Source organism: Micromonospora sp. KC723, from assembly GCF_004348595.1.
GTDB lineage: Bacteria > Actinomycetota > Actinomycetes > Mycobacteriales > Micromonosporaceae > Micromonospora.
The window spans coordinates 1-15,142 of record NZ_SMKD01000038.1; the positions used below are offsets into that span (position 1 = coordinate 1).

The window sequence follows — 15,142 nt, forward strand, 5'->3', positions numbered from 1 at the left end:
GCGCCATGCCCCGCCCTACTCTCCGTGCCCCTGCACCGACCGTAGGCGCTGTTCAGGGCCCGGCCCGGCGGAACGGGCAAGCCGGCGGCACGCACCCGGCAGACGGCTGGTTCCCGGCGGTCACCAGCGCCCGCGGGTCGCCGACGGTCACCGGGGCGTACCGCCGGGAGAACCGGCGTCCGACCCCGTCGGGGCCCTGCCGGGCAGGGACACGTCCCCGCGCCCCGGTTTCCCGGAGCGCGGGGACCCCCCGTCCCGGCTACTGCAGGAACGCCCCCAGCGGCGAGAGCAGTAGCCGGCCGAGCGCCGCGGCGTTGTCGTCCAGCCGCGTACGCTCGCAGTCTCGGGCGTGCGGGTCGTGCCGGCAGCGCCAGATCTTCTGGGCGTTGCGCCAGGCCACGTCCCGGGTGTATTCCACCAGTTCGCCCTGGTACCAGTCGTCGATGTCGCCGTTGAGCATGTCCAGCAGCAGTTGCCAGCGCTCCAGGTAGCCACGGCGCAGCGACGGGATCTTGTCGGCGAAGATGTCGTTGATCTTCAGGTAGTCGCGGTGCTGGTCGGTGCCGTCAACCGGCTCCGACTCCAGGTGGTCGAAGGTGGTCACCAGCGCGAACGGCAGGTCGAAGTTGATGTGCGCGTTCACCCCCGCGGCCGCCGACGGCAGCGGCCGGGCGTCCGGCCCCCGCATCCGCGCGAACAGGCAGGACCACGCCTTCGGGGTGGTCGGGCTGGACTCCGTCCACAGGCGCAGCGCGTCGAAGTAGCGGGCGGCGAACTCCACGTCGAGGCGGGCGAGGAAGACCGGGTCGGCGAAGAAGTCGTCGTACAGCCCCTCCAGGACCCTGGTGGTGATGACCAGGTAGAGCCGGTTGAAGTCGGCCAGCGGGCAGCTCGCCTCCAGCGGGGGCAGCCGGACCAGCAGGTCCTGGAGTTTGGTGAGGTGGTCCACCACCGCCGGCACGTCCTCGGGGTGGTCGGCGAGCAGCCCGACGATGTCGGCGTGGACCGGACCCCAGACCGATTCCGTCATGTCTCCTCCACAGTGGTCCGGGGCGAGCCCGTGTGCCGTCGTCCTCCGCGCATCAGCCTTCCAGCGCCGTACGCCGGCGCCATCAGTAGAACGACGTATTCGCGCCGCGACAGTCGTACGTCACTCGCCCCGGTTGCGCAGGAAGATCGCGCTGGCCTGCACCCGGGTCCGGACCTGGAGCTTGTCGAAGATGTGCGAGACGTGCACACCGATGGTGCGCTCGCTGATGAACAGCCGCTGGCCGATCTCCTTGTTCGTCAGGCCCTCGGCCACCGCGGCGAGCACCTCCCGTTCCCGGGCGGTGAGCACACCCAGCTCGTCACCGGTCGGCTCGCCCCGCCCGCCCGACCGGGTAGCCGGCTGCGACCGCTCCTTCAACTCCACCCGAGCCCGCCCCGCCAGGTTCCTGATCTCGCTGGTCAGCGGCACCGCGCCCAGCCCCTGCGCCGTCTCGTACGCCTGGCGCAGCAGCTTCGCCGCGGTGGCGCTGCGACTGCGTCGCGCCAGCAACGCCTCGGCCTGCCGCAGCCGCGAGTACGCCGCCGGGTACGGGTGGTGGCGTCGGTCCCACTCGGCCGCCGACCGGGCCCACGCCTCCGGGTCGCCTCGACCGTCGAGCCGGCTCAGCTCGGCGGTGCACAACGCCAGGAAACCCTCGGCGACGTAGCGGACCGGGCCGGCCGCCGTCATGCTCTTGGCGGTCACCCGCTCGACGGCGTCCCGCAGCCGCCGCAGCGCCGTCTCGTCCACTGGCACGCGGCTGGCGCGCGCCTGCGCCTCCGCCCGCAACCCGTGCCAGGCCAGGGTCGCCAGCAAGACCACGTCGTCGGAGCGGCTCTCGGTGAGACCACGCTGCACGGCCTGCCGGGCGACGTCGTGCCGACCCTGCCACATGGCCAGCCCGGCCCGCAGGATCAGCATCGGCAGCACGTGGCGGGGAGCGCCGCCGCCGGCGAGCATGGTGGCCACCGCCTCCAGGTCGCGGTCGGAGGCCTCGACGTCGCCGTAGCCGACGGAGAGCCGGCAGCGGGCCAGCAGCAGCTCGACCGCGTCGGCGCCGGACGGGCGGTGCCGCAGCGCCGCCGCGACCACCTTCTCCGCCTCGGCCCACTGCCCCACCCGGAACAGCCCGTTGGTGGCGATGGCGAGCAGCCGTGTCTCGTAGGTGCGCCCCAGCCCCAGCTCGGCGACCCGCTCGGCGCCCCGGCGGGCCACCACCACCCCTTCCTCGAGGATGTTCAGCGGCCCGGTCAACAGCTCCGCCAGGTGCAGGTACGCGCACGCGACGTCCTCGGGCCGGCCGGCCCGCTCGGCGGTCTCCAACGCCCGGCGCACCACCGCCAGACCGGCGTCGGGATCCTCCAGGAACGCCTCGCTGAAGCCCAGCGCGGCGCTGGCGAGCACCACCTCTGTGGTGCTGCCCTCGACCGTCGCGGCCAGGTCCAACGCCTCGCGGGCCCGCTGGCCGGCCTCGGCGTAACGCCCCAGGTGCAGCAGCAGCTCGGCGAGGCGGGCGGCGGCGGTGGCCCGTTCCCCGTCGGTGCAGTCGGCCGCCTCCAGAACCCACTGGTACTCGGCCTCGGCGGGAGCGGACCGGCCGGCGGCGGCGAGGTAGCGGGCCCGCCGGATACGCAGCGCGCACGACGGCGCGGTGTCCGCGCCGGTCAGCTCGGCCAGCAGGGACAGCGCCCGGGCGTGTTCGCCGCACTGGTGCGCGGTCTCCGCGGCGTGTTCCAGCAGTTCCGCCCGGTTCACCTCGACCGACGCCGGCATCGGGCCGGTCGCCGGGGAGGCGGCCAGCTGTAGCGCCACCGACCAGTGCCGGTGCGCCTCGGCGAAACCGTGCAGCCGTTCGGCCTCCCGGGCGGCGGCCATGGCCGCCGACAGGGCCCGGGCGGGTTCCCCGGCCAGCCGCCAGTGGTGTGCCAGCCGGGCCTGGTGCAGGTCGGCCGGGACCCGGTTCAGCGCCTCGGCGTAGCGCCGGTGCAGGGCCGACCGCTCCGCCGGCAGGAGTTCGTGCTCCAGCACCTCGGCGACGAGCCGGTGGCGCAGCCGGTAGCCGTCGTCGGCGCTCACGAGCAGGCGGTGCGCCACGCTGGCGCGGACGGCGTCGATCAGTTCCTGCTCCGGCAGGTGCAGCACGTCGGCCAGCAACCAGTGCGCCACCGGTTCCACGCCGGCAGCGACGGCGTGGACCACGGCGTGCGCGTGCCGGGGCAACGCGTCGACGCGGGCCAGGAAGATCTCTCGCAGCGTGTCGGAGAGTCCGTCGTGGCCGTCACGCAGGTCACGGGCGAGTTCCTCGACCACGAACGGATTGCCGCCGCTGCGCTGCCAGATCTGGTCGGCGGCCTCCGGGGTCAGCGGGGCGCCGACGATGGCGGCGGCGAGGCGGTCGGTGTCGGCCCGGCCCAGCGGGGCGAGGTCGAACACCCGTACCGACCGGAGCCGACGCAGCTCGGTGAGGACCCGGCGCAGCGGGTGGGCGCCCTGCAACGCCTCGGCCCGGATCGCGGCGAGCACGGACAGTTGCAGGTCGCCGAGGCCGGCGAGGAGGTAGAGCAGGAGCTGGCGGGTGCTCCGGTCGACCCACTGCAGGTCGTCGAGGACGAGCACCAGGGGGCGTCCCTCGGCGATCAGGCTCAACCCCCGGGAGACCCGTTCGAGCAGCGCGCCGCCGTCCGGGGTGGCCGGCTCGTCGGCGAACATCCGCAGCAGACCGCGAACGGCGGACGAGGTACGGGCCTGGGTGACGGTCAGGTCGGCGTCGAAGCGGCGCAGCGCCTGCACGACCGGGTGCAGCGGCGAGGCGTCGCCGATGTCCAGGCAGGAGCCGGTGAGCACCACGGCTCCGGCGTCCCGCAACCGCGCTCCGGTCTCGTGCAGCAGACGGGACTTGCCCACCCCGCTCTCGCCGGTGACGAAGACCGCCGCGGTCTGCCCCGGCCCCGGCTCGCCGAGGAGCACGGCGCGCAGCTCCGTCAGCTGGTCGGCACGGCCGACGAGCGGTGCGGTGTCCACATCGCTGGCCATGCTCGCAGCCTAGTCACAGGGCCCCGCACCGTTCTACGGGCCGGACGGCCCTGTGGTACCTCTCGTGTCGACTTTGGGACCGAAGGTTGCGGTGGGCCGACATACGTCGTTCTGCAGATCCCCCCGACGGCCCGGTGGTGACAGTCTCCGTAGGCCGTCAGGGCACCGCTGCTGGGGAAGGTGGATGCGATGCCAATGTCCACGATCGTCACCGGTCGGCAAGAGGACGTCACCGCGCCGGCCTGGCCGGTGCCGGAGGAACGACGCCTGGTCAGCGTGCTCTTCGCCGACATCGTCGGCTCGACGGCGCTGACCGAGCGGCTCGACCCGGAAGACGTCCGGGCCCTGCAACTGGCGTACTTCGACACCGTCGCCGGGGTGCTGCGGCGCTGGCAGGGGGTGGTCGAGAAGTACGTCGGTGACGCGGTGATGGCGTTGTTCGGGGCCCGCCGTTCCGACGGCCTCGACGCGTACCGGGCGGTGCGTGCCGGGCTGGAGATCCAGGGGGCGCTGGACCGGCGGCCGATGCCGGGGGGCGTGCGGCTGCGGGTCCGGGTGGGGGTCGCCACCGGCGAGGCGGTGGTCGACCTGGCCGCCGCCCGCGACGGCGGTCACGGCGCGGCCAGCGGCACGGTGACCACCACCGCGGCCCGGTTGCAGGAGTACGCGCCGGCGGGCGGCGTGGTCGTCTGCGCCGCCACCCACCGGGCCACCGCCGGGCTGGTCGAACAGCACGCGCTGGCTCCGGCGGCGCTGGCCGGCAAGGCCCTGCCGGTCGACGTGTGGCGGGCCCGCGCGGCGTGCCGGCCCCGGCCGGCCCGGCACGACGGGCCGCTGGTGGGGCGGCGCCGCGAGCTGGCCACCGCGCGGGAGCAGCTCGTCCGCGCGGTGCGGGAGCAGCGTCCCCGGTGGGTGTCGCTGGTCGGCCCGGACGGCATCGGGCGCAGCCGGCTGCTGCACGAGCTACGCCGGACGCTGCGGCAGGTCGACGGGGTGTCGGTGCGGTGGTGCGTGGCGCACTGCCCGCCGTACCCGGAGGCGGCGCTCGCCCCGGTCGCCGACCTGGTCGGCGATCTCGCCGGCGCGTGCGAGGGGGACGCGCCGGCGGTGCTCCGCCGCCGGTTGGCGGCCCTGGTCGGTGGGGTGCTCCCGCCGGCCCGGGCCGCCACGGCGGTCGGCGCGCTGGCGGGGCTGCTGGCCGGCGCGGGCAGGACGGCGGACGGCGCGGCGGCCTGCCGGGAGGTCCTGCTGGCGTTGGCCGCCCGGCAGCCGGTGGTGGTCGCGGTCGACGACCTGGACCGCGCCGCCCCGGAGCTGGGCCGGTTCCTGCACACCCTGTTCGCGGCGGCCACCGTGCGCGGGCTGCCGCTGGCGGTGCTGGTCACCCATCGGCCGCACTGGGCGGATCTGTTGCCCGGGCCCGCCGACCGGCGGTGCCGGGTGACGCTACCGCCGCTGCCGGCGCTCGACAGCGGCCGGCTGGTGCGGCGGATGCTGGCCCGCGCGGGGCAACCGGCCGCGCTGGCCGCGCGGCTGCTGCCCCTGGTCGCCGGTGTGCCCGGCTACGCCACCGGGTACGTCGCCGAGGCCGGACGTGGCGCGGTCGTCGCCGAGCCGCCGCTGCCCGAGGCGGTACGGCGGGTGGCCGGTGCGCGGCTGGACCGGCTCGACGGCGTGGGGCGGGCGGTGCTGATGGCCGGGGCTACGCTGGGCGGGCCGCTCACCGCGGCGGCGGTCGACCGGCTGCTCTGCTGGACGCCGGGCCGGGCGGCGGACATCCTGTGCCGGCTGGCCGCCGACGGCCTGCTCCGGCCCGACCCACGCGGCCGGTACGCCTTCGTCGACCCGGCCCTGCGCCGGGTGGCGTACGAGCGGCTCCCCCGGGCGGTGCGGGCCGAGTTCGTCCGCCGGGCCGGCGGGTGCGGGTCGCCGGTCGTCGCGGGAGCGCCGACGTGCGACGGGACGGGTCCGGCACGGCCGGGTACGCCGACCCGGTCGGTCGTCCGCACCGACCCCGACACCGCGCCGACCGGACCGGACGCCGGCAGTGCGTCGACCGGGCGTCGCCACGGCGGGGCCGCCGGGGACACGGTCGGAACCGACCGCGACCGCTCGACCGGGTCGCCCGCCCAGGGCGGCGCACCCGATCCCCACGCGTCCATCCTTCAGGTGGGGTCCTTCCGCCCGGCCGGGTCCCCAGCACGACGGCGATCGGCCCGCGTCGCCGTGGAACGTCCGGCGCTGGCGGTCGTACCGGCGGCCGACCTCGCAGCCGGGCGCGGACGCCAGTCGCGGAGCGATTCGACGCCGCCGCTGTGCGCCGCCTGATCCAGAGTGGCCGGGAAGCCGGCGGTGAGTGCGTCGATCGCGCGGCGGATCCGGACGTTCGCCGCCGATCCGGTCGCGCCGGTGAGCGCGACGTGGTGCAGCACGCCGACCACGGCCAGGGCCAGCGCCTCGGCGTCGGTTTCCGCGGGCACCCGTCCGAGTTGTTGTTCGGCGCTCAGATAGCCGGCGGTCGCGTGCTCGATCGCCTGTAGCCCGGCGGTCCCGTTCCCCAGTACCGCCTCGACGTCTGCCGCCAGCTCGGGCCGGAGGGCCATCAGCCGGGTCAGCGCCAGCAACGTGTCCAGCGGGGTGGCCAGGGCGGCGTCACCCAGATTGCCGGCGACGGTGCCGGAACCGGCGCGCTGCGCCAGGCCCGCCACCTCGCCGGAGATCTGGAAGGACCGATCGACCGCGTACCCGGTCAGGAAGTCGTCGAAGGTCGCGAAGTGCGTGTAGAGGAGCCCGGTGGCGACGCCGGCCTCGCGGGTCACGGCCCGACCGGTCAGTCGACTGGGCCCGGCCGTGACGATCACGCGTTCCAGGGCGGCGAAGAGCTGCTGCCTGGGCTCGGGGATGGTGACTCCGCGGGGCATGGCCGAAGTCTATGCACTGCCGGGGCCGCTGTTGCACCAGGATGAGCGTCTGTTCATACTGGTATGAGCAAGTGCTCATTCTGGGATGCGGGGAGTGTGGGATGAAACGCGCGGTCATCGTGGGGGCGGGCATTGCCGGCCTGGCCGCCGCCCTGCGACTCGGACAAGACGGGTGGCGCGCCCTCGTGGTGGAGCGCGCCCCCACCCGACGCGGCAGCGGCTACCTGGTCAACCTGCTCGGACCCGGCTACGGCGCCGCCGAACGGCTCGGTTTGCTGCCCGCGCTGTCCGCCCACGACGTGGGACTGTTCACCACCGTGCTGGTCCACGCCGACGGACGACCCAAGTTCACGGTGCCATCCGCCATCGCCGAGGCCACCATCGGCAAACGGGCCATCTCGGTGTTCCGCGGCGACCTGGAGTCCACTCTGTACGAGGCGGTGCGCGACCGCGTCGAGATCCGCTTCGGCGTCACCGTCGAGTCCATCGACCAGGACACCGACGGAGTACGGGTGGTGCTGAGTGACGGCACCACCGAACACGCCGACCTGCTGGTGGGCGCCGACGGGGTGCACTCCGCCACCCGTACGGCCGTCCTCGGATCCGGCTTCCGGGTCGACCTGCCGTACGTGGTGGGCGCCTTTCCGCTGGACCACCCGGTGGCGGGCGTGCCGCGGTCGTCCGCCACCACGTTCATCGGTCCGGGGCGCACAGCGGCAGTCGTCAACCTCGGCCCGCACCGGTCAGCGGCGTTCTTCACGTACCGGTGCGCCGACCCGGCCGCCGAACTGAGGCGCGGACCGGTCGGCGCGCTCGGCGCGACGTTCGGGGATCTGGGGGCAGGGGTGCCCGACGCGCTCCGCCACCTACGGGAAGATTCGGCCCGCGCCTACTTCGACGCGGTCAGCCAGGTGGTCGTGCCACGGTGGAGCAGCGGCCGAGTCGTGCTGCTCGGAGACGCGGCCTGGTGCGTCACGCTCTTCGCCGGACACGGCGCCGCCCTCGCGCTCGCCGGCGCCGACCACCTCGGCGCCGCCCTGCGACGGCACGCCGACGACATTCCGTCGGCGCTGGCCGAGTGGGAGTCGCGCCTGCGCCCGGAAGCCGCCAAACGGCAGGCACTCGCCCGCCGGGGAATGCTGCAGTACGCGCCGCCCAGCCAGTTCCACGTGTGGATGAACGACCTGACCATCCGGGCGATCACGCTCCCGGGCATCCGCGGCCTCGTCCGGCGGGGCATCGAACGCGCGAACCGCTGAGGCTCAGCCAGGCGCCGTGCCCGTCCTGTTACCCGTCCCCGCCCACACGTCGTTCGGTGAGCCGGGCGGCAGGGCGGCGAGGAACGACAGGACACGTTCCCAGGTCAGGGCCGTGGCCGCCGGATGGTGGTCGAGGTCGTCCGGGTCGGTCCACAGGTGACCGCGACCCGGGTAACGGAACACCTCCAGCCTCGCCCCCGCGCCGGTCAGTGCCCGCTGCCAGTCGTCGACCTCGACCCGCGACTCGTACGGGTCGGGGTCGGCGAGGTGGCACTGGACCGGCAGCCCCGGGCGGACCGCCGCCGGAGCACCGCCGGTGCCGTGCAGGAGCAGCAGCCCGGCGGCGGCCGGCCGCTCGGCCAGCAGCACGCCGGCCACCCCGGCGCCCATCGAGTAGCCGGCGAGCACCGTGCCGGCGGGCAGCGGGGCGAGCGCCGCCCGGGCCCGGCGCAGCACCTCCTCCAGGGTCACCTTCTCCAGCAGGGCGAAGCCCGCCGCCGCGGTGTCGGCCGGGGGCAGGGCGTACAGGTCGGGGGTGACCACCTGGTGCCCGGCGGCGCGCAGCCGCTCGGCGTCGGCCAGCACCGCCGGTCGCAGCCCGTAGACGGAGTGGAAGAGCGCGATCTGAGCCACGAACTCATCCTGCCCCGACCGGCCGCCGGTGTCCCGCCGCCACGTCGGGACCGGTCGCGCCGTCCCGGTCGGTCGCGGCACCGCCGGGCGGGTCGCGCCGACCCGATCGCGTGGACGCGGCGGCGGGGTCAGCCGGGTGGTCCGGCGACCGGGCTCAGCGTCCGGCTGCGGCCCCGGAACTCGGCGATCACCTCGTCGCCGCGCAGGACCGTGACGTCGTAGATGCCGTTGCGACCGTGACGGACCCGCTCGGTGGCCCGTGCGGTCAGCACGTCGCCCGCGCGGACCGGACGCAGAAAGCTGATCTCACCACCGGCGGCGACGGTCGCCGGGCCGTAACTGTTGCAGGCCAGCGCGAACGCCGTGTCCGCCAGCAGGAAGACGTACCCCCCGTGACCGATACCGTGTCCGTTGACCATGGCCGGGGTCACCCGCATCCGGGCCTCCGCCGCGCCGGCGCCGGCACCGACCAACTCGATGCCGAGGCTGCGGGACGCGACGTCCACGTCGAACATGTCGTGCGCGGGGGTACGCGCCGACGCCACCGGTTCGTCCCGCCCCCGCCGCGCGACCGGATCCCGCTGCTGCCGCCGGGGGCTGTGGTCCTGCACACGCTCCTCCTGCCGGTCGACTCCGCGGCCCCGGACCACCGGGGCCTCCCCGGTACCGTACGCCGCCGCGGGCCAGGAAAGCGGTGGCGGGGGCACCGCCGGGGGTCACGCACAGGCACGGCACAATGGCGGACCGTGGAACGGATCGGAGAGGAACGCCGATGACGCGCAGCGCAGCCGCCCCCGACGCGGTCGGGGCCGACGTGGCCCGACCCGGGCAGGCCGACCGCCCCCGGGTACGACCGACCAGCCGCGGCGAGGATCTCGTCACCGTCCTGCTCGGCGCCTGCCTGGTCGCGGGGGCGATGTCCGACGGCTGGGCGCACACCAACATCATCGACACCATCGAGGGCTTCTTCACCCCGTGGCACGGTCTGCTGTACGCGGGGTTCGCCGCCACCGCCGGCTGGACCTGCTGGCTGGCGTACCAGCGACGGGACGTCGCCCCGCGCTGGTGGCGCGACGGCTGGCCGGCCGGCTACCGGGTGGGCGCGCTCGGCGTCGGGATGTTCCTCCTCGGCGGCCTCGCCGACATGCTCTGGCACGAGACCCTCGGCGTGGAGGTCGGCCTGGACGCCTCGTTCAGCCCGAGCCACCTGCTGATCGACGCCGGTGCGGTGTTGCTGCTGACCAGTCCGTTGCGTGCCTGGTGGGCCAGTGGCGAGGGCGGTTCGCGGTCGGTCACCGGGGTGCTGTCCCTGGCGATGGGGGCGATGGCCCCGACCCTCCTGCTCACCCACTCGTCGGCCTTCCTCTCCGTCGCGCCGACAGAGGCGATCGGCGCGTACGGCAACCAGAACGGCGCGATCCTCGGCGTCGACGCGTACCTGGTGACCACCGTGCTGCTGACCGCGCCGTTCCTGCTGGCCCACCGGCGGCGGCCGACCTTCGGCGCCGGGGCCGCCCTGGTGGCCGGGGTGGCCCTGTTCGACCTGGTGATGGTCGAGTTCCCGGCCTCCCAGACGGTCGCCGCGCTCACCGCCCTGCTCGGCGCGGTGCTGGCCGACCTGGCGCTGCTGCGGCTGGACGCGGTGCGGGGCCCCGACGCGGCGCTGCGGCTGCCGGTCGCGGGAGCGGTCTACGCCGGGCTGGTCTGGGCGGGGCATCTGGTCGGCCTGGCGCTGACCGACGGGCTGCGGTGGACGCCGGAGGTGTCCGGCGGGGTGGTCACGCTCACCGCGATCGTCGGAGCCGTCCTCGGTGGACTGGCGGCCCGGCCCACCGCCGCGCGGGCGACCTGAACGCCCACCGCACCCGACCCGACCGGGCGCCGGTGGGCCGGCGCCCGGGGGCGTCGGGGCCCGGCGGGGTTAGAGTGGGGGCACGGCGGTGGGGCCCGCCGCCCCGGCCACCACCGGGAGAACCGCGTCCGGCACGCCAACGGTCCCTGCCAGTGGCCCGTGTGCTGGTGGGGAGGAACAGGTGCCGACACCACGCCGCATCGACCCCGACGTCGACCTGCGGGTGCCCGCCGACCGTCGCGAACTCGACGCGCGCCCGGCGGCCGTGCTCGGCGTCGTCGCCGCGGGCGGCGCGCTCGGCGCGCTGGCCCGGGCCGCGGCCCAGGCGGCGCTGCCGCACTCCCCGACCGGCTTCCCCTGGGCCACCTTCGGCGTCAACGTGCTCGGCTGCCTGCTGATCGGGGCGCTGATGGCGCTGATCGGTCGACGTCGCGTCCCGCCACTGACCCGTCCCTTCCTGGGTGTGGGCGTGCTCGGCGGCTTCACCACCTTCTCCTCGTACGCGGTGGACGCCCACCGGGCGTTCGTCGCCGGGGCCGCCCAGACGGCGCTGGCGTACCTGGCGGCGACGCTGGTCGCCGGGCTGCTGGCCGTCGTGGCCGGCGACGCGCTCACCGCGCGGGTGCTCGACGGGCGTGGAGCTGGGCGGTGACCGTCCTGCTCATCGTCCTCGGCGCGGCCGTCGGGGCGCCGCTGCGGTACCTCACCGACCGGGCGGTGCAGGCCCGGCACGGCTCGGTCCTGCCCTGGGGCACGCTGACCGTCAACGTCGTCGGGTCGCTGCTGCTCGGCGCGGTGCTCGCGGTCCCGGCCGGGCCGGCCGTCACCGCGCTCGTCGGCACCGGCTTCTGCGGAGCGTTCACCACCTGGTCCACCTTCGGCTACGAGACGGTGCGGCTGGCCCGCGCCGGAGCCCGGACCGCCGCCCTGGCCCACGCGCTGCTCAGCGTGGCGACCGGGCTGGCCGCGGCGGGTGCCGGCCACGCCCTGGGGCACGCGCTGGGCGGCTGACCGTCGGCCCTGCGCGCCCGGACGGCGTGGGCGTATGGTGACGGAAGCGGTCGTCGTCAGTGGCACCCGCACGCCGGGCGGCCGGCCGCCCGGCGGCCGAGACTGCCGTACGGCGGAGCGCCTGGGCGGCACGGATGGGACGGAGTGGCGCTGTGGAGTGGTTGTTGGCCCCGGCGACCCCGGCGGCGGCCAGCGCCTTGCGCGCCGAGCTGACCGCGTTCCTGCGCCGGCACGCACAGGAACGCGACGAGGTCGAAGACGCCGCGATGGTCATCTCCGAACTGGTCGGCAACGCCGTCGAGCACGCCGGAGGCCCGGTCTGGGTGGGCCTGGACTGGTCGGGTGTGCGTCCCACGCTGGTGGTGCACGACCTCGGCCCGTCGTTCGACCCCGCCGACCTGCCGGCGCCGGCCACCGGCAGCATCCGGGGCCGCGGCCTGTGGCTGGTCCGCCAGCTCGGCGCGGAGCTGGATGTGGTGTCCAAGCGGGGCACCGGCAAGAAGGTACGCAGCGTGCTGCCGGTGACCCGGCGGATCGAGCTCTCCTTCGACCCGCCCCGCCGGGAGGTCAACCCGCTGCCCGCCCTCGACGAGGCGGGGCCGCGCGGCTTCGGCCGGGAGTCCTTCCTGCGCGCCCTTGTCGTAGAACTGGCCCGCACGGCCGAGAACCGGCAGGGGCCGAGCGCCACGGAGGAGATGGTGGCCCAGGTGGGCGCGACCGTCGGCGGCCAGATGGAGGAGGAGTACCGCCGGGCCCGTGACGTGGTCGGCCAGCTCACCCCCGCGCAGGTGGCCGAGTGCTACCTGCGGCTCAAGTCCGCCATCGGCGGCGAGTTCTACGTCATCTCGATCGACGACGACCGGATCGTGCTGGGCAACCGCCGCTGCCCGTTCGGCGACACCGTACGCCGCGCGCCCGCGTTGTGCCGGATGACCTCCAGCGTGTTCGGGGGCATCGCTGCCCGCAACCACGGCGCGGCGGTCGTGCTGCTGGACGAGCGGATCGCCGTGGGCGACCCGGAGTGCCAGGTCACCGTGCTGCTCGGCGCGGCCGCCCGGGACAATCCGGGCGGCCACCACTACCGTCAGGGCTCCTGAGCCCCGGGGCGTGGCCCGTGCGGTCAGCCGCGCAGCGCCACCACCGGGCCGAGGACGACGACCGCCGGCGGCCGGACGCCCTCCCGGGCCGCCAGGTCGCCCACCTCGTCCAGCCGGGACGCCCAGGTCCGCTGACCCGGGTGCCCGGCGTCCTGCACCACCAGCACCGGGGTGTCCGGCGCGCGGCCGTGCTCCACCAGCACCGCCGCGATCTTGGCGATGGTGTCGACCGCCATCAGCAGCACCAGGGTGCCCCGGGCGCGGCCCAGCGCCACCCAGTCCACGAGGGACTGTGGGTGCCCCGGCGGCAGGTGCCCCGAGACGACGGTGAGGTCGTGGGCGACCCCCCGGTGGGTGACCGGGACTCCGGCCAGCGCGGGCGCGGCGAGCGCGCTGCTCACCCCGGGCACGAGGACCGTCTCCACACCGGCCGCCGCACACGCCTGGACCTCCTCGTGGCCGCGACCGAAGACGTACGGGTCGCCACCCTTGAGCCGGACCACCCGTTTGCCGGCGCGCGCGTGGTCGACCAGGGCGTCGTTGATGGCGTCCTGCGCCATGGACGGCCCGCGCGGCACCTTGGCGGCGTCGATCACCAGCACGTCCGGGCGGAGCCCGGCGAGCAGCCCCTGCGGGGCGAGCCGGTCGGCCACCACCACGTCCGCGCTGTCCAGCATCGCCTTCCCGCGGACGGTGATCAGGTCGTCGGGGCCGGGGCCGCCGCCCACCACGGCGACCTGCCCGGGGCGCAGGCCCGGCCCGTGGTGGCCACCGTCGTGGTGATGGTGGTGATGGCCACCGTGAAGGTGATGGTGGTGGTGGCCGCCCACCGGGTCGTCGGGGTGGTCGTGCGGCGTCTGCGGCCGGCCCACCTTGTCGGCGAAGCCCGGCATCAACACCCGGTACGCGCAGGTGTCGCAGTTCATCCGGATGTCCCCGCGCAGCGCCTCGGTGTGCCGTTCCAGCACCAGGTCGGCCAGCGCGTCACAGTCGCCGATCAGGCCGGCGACCCGCACGTCGAGGTCGGGATGCTCGGCGGCGAACTCCTGCGACTGGTTGACGATCCGGTCCGGCAGCACCCCGGCGAAGAGAAAGTACGGGGCGACGACGATCCGCCGGGCGCCGAGCCGGCGCAGCCGCGCCAGCACCGCCGGCACCGACGGCTCGGCGAGGGAGACGAAACCCGGTTCGACGCCGGCGTAGCCGCGGCCCTCCCACAGCAGCCGGGCCACCTTGGCCACCTCGGCGTTGGCGTCCGGGTCGGTGGAGCCCCGCCCGATCAGGGCCACCCAGGTTCCGGCCCGGTCCGCCCCGGCCAGGGCGGCGTCGATCCGCTCCTGTAGGGCGGTGTGCAGCAGCGGATGCGGGCCCAGCGGGCGGCCGTACCGGTAGGTCAGACCCGGGTGGCGGGCCTGCTCGCGGGCCATCGCGGCGGGAATGTCGCCCTTGCCGTGGCCGGCGGCGGTGAGCACCAGCGGCAGCGCGACCAGGCTGCGGTGGCCCCGCTCGACGAGCGTGGTCACCGCGTCGGTGAGCGGCGGGCGGGACAGTTCGATGAACCCGCCCTCGACGTCGCCGACGCTTCCGCCGGCACGGCGGCGGACCCGGTCGACGAGCGCGGCGAACTGGTCGACCCCGGCCGCGCTGCGCGTGCCGTGCCCGACGATGACCAGCGCGGTCATGACGTTTCCTCCAGGTAGAGCAGGGCGTTGAGGGCGGCGGCGGCAACCGCCGAACCACCCTTCTCGCCGACGTTGGACACGGCCGGCAGGCCACTGGCCCGCAGTGCCGCCTTGGACTCGGCGGCGCCGACGAAACCGACCGGCAACCCCACCACCAGCGCGGGCGCCGCGTCCAGGGTGATCAGCTCCGCCAGCGCGGTGGGGGCGCAGCCGACCACCCACACCGCGCCCGGTCCCACCCGGCCCAGGGCGACCCGGACGGCGGCGGCCGAACGGGTCAGCCCGGTGGCGCGTGCCAACTCGGCGGCGGCGGGCTCGGCGACCGGGCAGACGATCTCCCGACCGGCCCGGGTGATGCCGGCGGCGACCATCCACACGTCGGTGACGATCACCGCACCGGCGCGCAGCGCGGCGAGGCCGCCGGCCAGGGCCGCCTCGTCGCAGACCAGATCGGTGACGTAGTCGAGGTCGGCGCTGGCGTGCACCACCCGCTCGGTTACCGCCCGGGTCAACGGGGGCAGGTCGGTCAGGTCGACCCGGGAGCGCAGGATCCGGTACGACTCCTGCTCGATCGGGTGCACCACCCGGGTCACGGGGCCGGCTCCGCGCCGGGCGGGGTGCCGG

At 75.5% G+C, this 15,142-nt stretch carries 12 protein-coding genes; 6 read left to right on the forward strand and 6 right to left on the reverse strand.

All coding sequences use genetic code 11. The annotated features are described in order from the left end of the window. Nucleotides 1–259: 259 nt before the first annotated feature. The gene (locus E1165_RS11425; RefSeq protein WP_132390563.1) at nucleotides 260–1,030 is read right to left on the reverse strand and encodes a DUF5995 family protein; all 771 of its coding nucleotides are present in this window, start codon (nucleotides 1,028–1,030) and stop codon (nucleotides 260–262) included. Nucleotides 1,031–1,150: 120 nt separating this feature from the next. Beyond that, nucleotides 1,151–4,063: a helix-turn-helix transcriptional regulator gene (locus E1165_RS11430; RefSeq protein WP_132390565.1), complete on the reverse strand. Its 2,913-nt coding sequence runs from the start codon at nucleotides 4,061–4,063 to the stop codon at nucleotides 1,151–1,153. Between the two features lie 189 nt (nucleotides 4,064–4,252). Here E1165_RS11430 and E1165_RS11435 point away from each other — a divergent pair, with 189 nt between their 5' ends. After that, on the forward strand, nucleotides 4,253–6,391 hold the full coding sequence (locus E1165_RS11435) for an adenylate/guanylate cyclase domain-containing protein (protein WP_243704713.1): 2,139 nt from the start codon (nucleotides 4,253–4,255) through the stop codon (nucleotides 6,389–6,391). A 694-nt stretch (nucleotides 6,392–7,085) separates the two neighbouring features. Continuing rightward, a complete protein-coding gene (locus E1165_RS11445) occupies nucleotides 7,086–8,243 on the forward strand; it encodes an FAD-dependent monooxygenase (protein ID WP_132390569.1) in 1,158 nt (385 codons plus the stop codon). A 3-nt stretch (nucleotides 8,244–8,246) separates the two neighbouring features. Here the strand turns inward: E1165_RS11445 and E1165_RS11450 are convergent, their stop codons facing one another. Together E1165_RS11450 and paaI are read right to left on the reverse strand one after the other, a co-directional pair. Next, on the reverse strand, nucleotides 8,247–8,876 hold the full coding sequence (locus E1165_RS11450; RefSeq protein ID WP_132390571.1) for a dienelactone hydrolase family protein: 630 nt from the start codon (nucleotides 8,874–8,876) through the stop codon (nucleotides 8,247–8,249). A gap of 128 nt (nucleotides 8,877–9,004) precedes the next feature. Then, on the reverse strand, nucleotides 9,005–9,391 hold the full coding sequence (gene paaI / locus E1165_RS11455; protein ID WP_132390621.1) for a hydroxyphenylacetyl-CoA thioesterase PaaI: 387 nt from the start codon (nucleotides 9,389–9,391) through the stop codon (nucleotides 9,005–9,007). A gap of 257 nt (nucleotides 9,392–9,648) precedes the next feature. Here paaI and E1165_RS28925 point away from each other — a divergent pair, with 257 nt between their 5' ends. The 4 genes from E1165_RS28925 (at nucleotide 9,649) to E1165_RS11475 (ending at nucleotide 12,836) form a co-directional block, all read left to right on the forward strand. After that, entirely contained in the window at nucleotides 9,649–10,728 is a 1,080-nt protein-coding gene (locus tag E1165_RS28925; RefSeq protein WP_165945196.1) for a hypothetical protein, read from the forward strand. A 181-nt stretch (nucleotides 10,729–10,909) separates the two neighbouring features. Next, nucleotides 10,910–11,380 (forward strand): CrcB family protein, encoded by a 471-nt coding sequence (locus E1165_RS11465; protein WP_132390573.1) that lies wholly within the window; start codon nucleotides 10,910–10,912, stop codon nucleotides 11,378–11,380. After that, nucleotides 11,377–11,739: a fluoride efflux transporter CrcB gene (gene crcB, locus E1165_RS11470; protein WP_132390575.1), complete on the forward strand. Its 363-nt coding sequence runs from the start codon at nucleotides 11,377–11,379 to the stop codon at nucleotides 11,737–11,739. Before E1165_RS11465 ends, crcB begins: the two co-directional genes overlap by 4 nt. A 152-nt stretch (nucleotides 11,740–11,891) precedes the next feature. Beyond that, nucleotides 11,892–12,836: an ATP-binding protein gene (locus tag E1165_RS11475; protein WP_165945197.1), complete on the forward strand. Its 945-nt coding sequence runs from the start codon at nucleotides 11,892–11,894 to the stop codon at nucleotides 12,834–12,836. A gap of 23 nt (nucleotides 12,837–12,859) precedes the next feature. Here the strand turns inward: E1165_RS11475 and cobA are convergent, their stop codons facing one another. Further along, nucleotides 12,860–14,518: a uroporphyrinogen-III C-methyltransferase gene (gene cobA, locus E1165_RS11480; protein WP_132390579.1), complete on the reverse strand. Its 1,659-nt coding sequence runs from the start codon at nucleotides 14,516–14,518 to the stop codon at nucleotides 12,860–12,862. Next, nucleotides 14,515–15,111 carry a precorrin-8X methylmutase gene (locus E1165_RS11485; RefSeq protein ID WP_132390581.1) on the reverse strand — a complete coding sequence of 199 codons (597 nt, stop codon included), beginning with the start codon at nucleotides 15,109–15,111 and terminating at the stop codon, nucleotides 14,515–14,517. The genes cobA and E1165_RS11485 overlap by 4 nt, the downstream gene beginning before the upstream one ends. Between the last annotated feature and the right edge of the window lie 31 nt (nucleotides 15,112–15,142).

What these genes read in the sequence shown, in the direction of transcription:
- E1165_RS11445 (WP_132390569.1), top strand. Translation starts at nt 7,086, where the DNA reads ATGAAACGCGCGGTCATCGTGGGGGCGGGCATTGCCGGCCTGGCCGCC.
- E1165_RS11430 (WP_132390565.1), bottom strand. Translation starts at nt 4,063, where the DNA reads ATGGCCAGCGATGTGGACACCGCACCGCTCGTCGGCCGTGCCGACCAG.
- paaI (WP_132390621.1), bottom strand. Translation starts at nt 9,391, where the DNA reads ATGTTCGACGTGGACGTCGCGTCCCGCAGCCTCGGCATCGAGTTGGTC.
- cobA (WP_132390579.1), bottom strand. Translation starts at nt 14,518, where the DNA reads ATGACCGCGCTGGTCATCGTCGGGCACGGCACGCGCAGCGCGGCCGGG.
- E1165_RS11435 (WP_243704713.1), top strand. Translation starts at nt 4,253, where the DNA reads ATGCCAATGTCCACGATCGTCACCGGTCGGCAAGAGGACGTCACCGCG.
- E1165_RS28925 (WP_165945196.1), top strand. Translation starts at nt 9,649, where the DNA reads ATGACGCGCAGCGCAGCCGCCCCCGACGCGGTCGGGGCCGACGTGGCC.
- E1165_RS11425 (WP_132390563.1), bottom strand. Translation starts at nt 1,030, where the DNA reads ATGACGGAATCGGTCTGGGGTCCGGTCCACGCCGACATCGTCGGGCTG.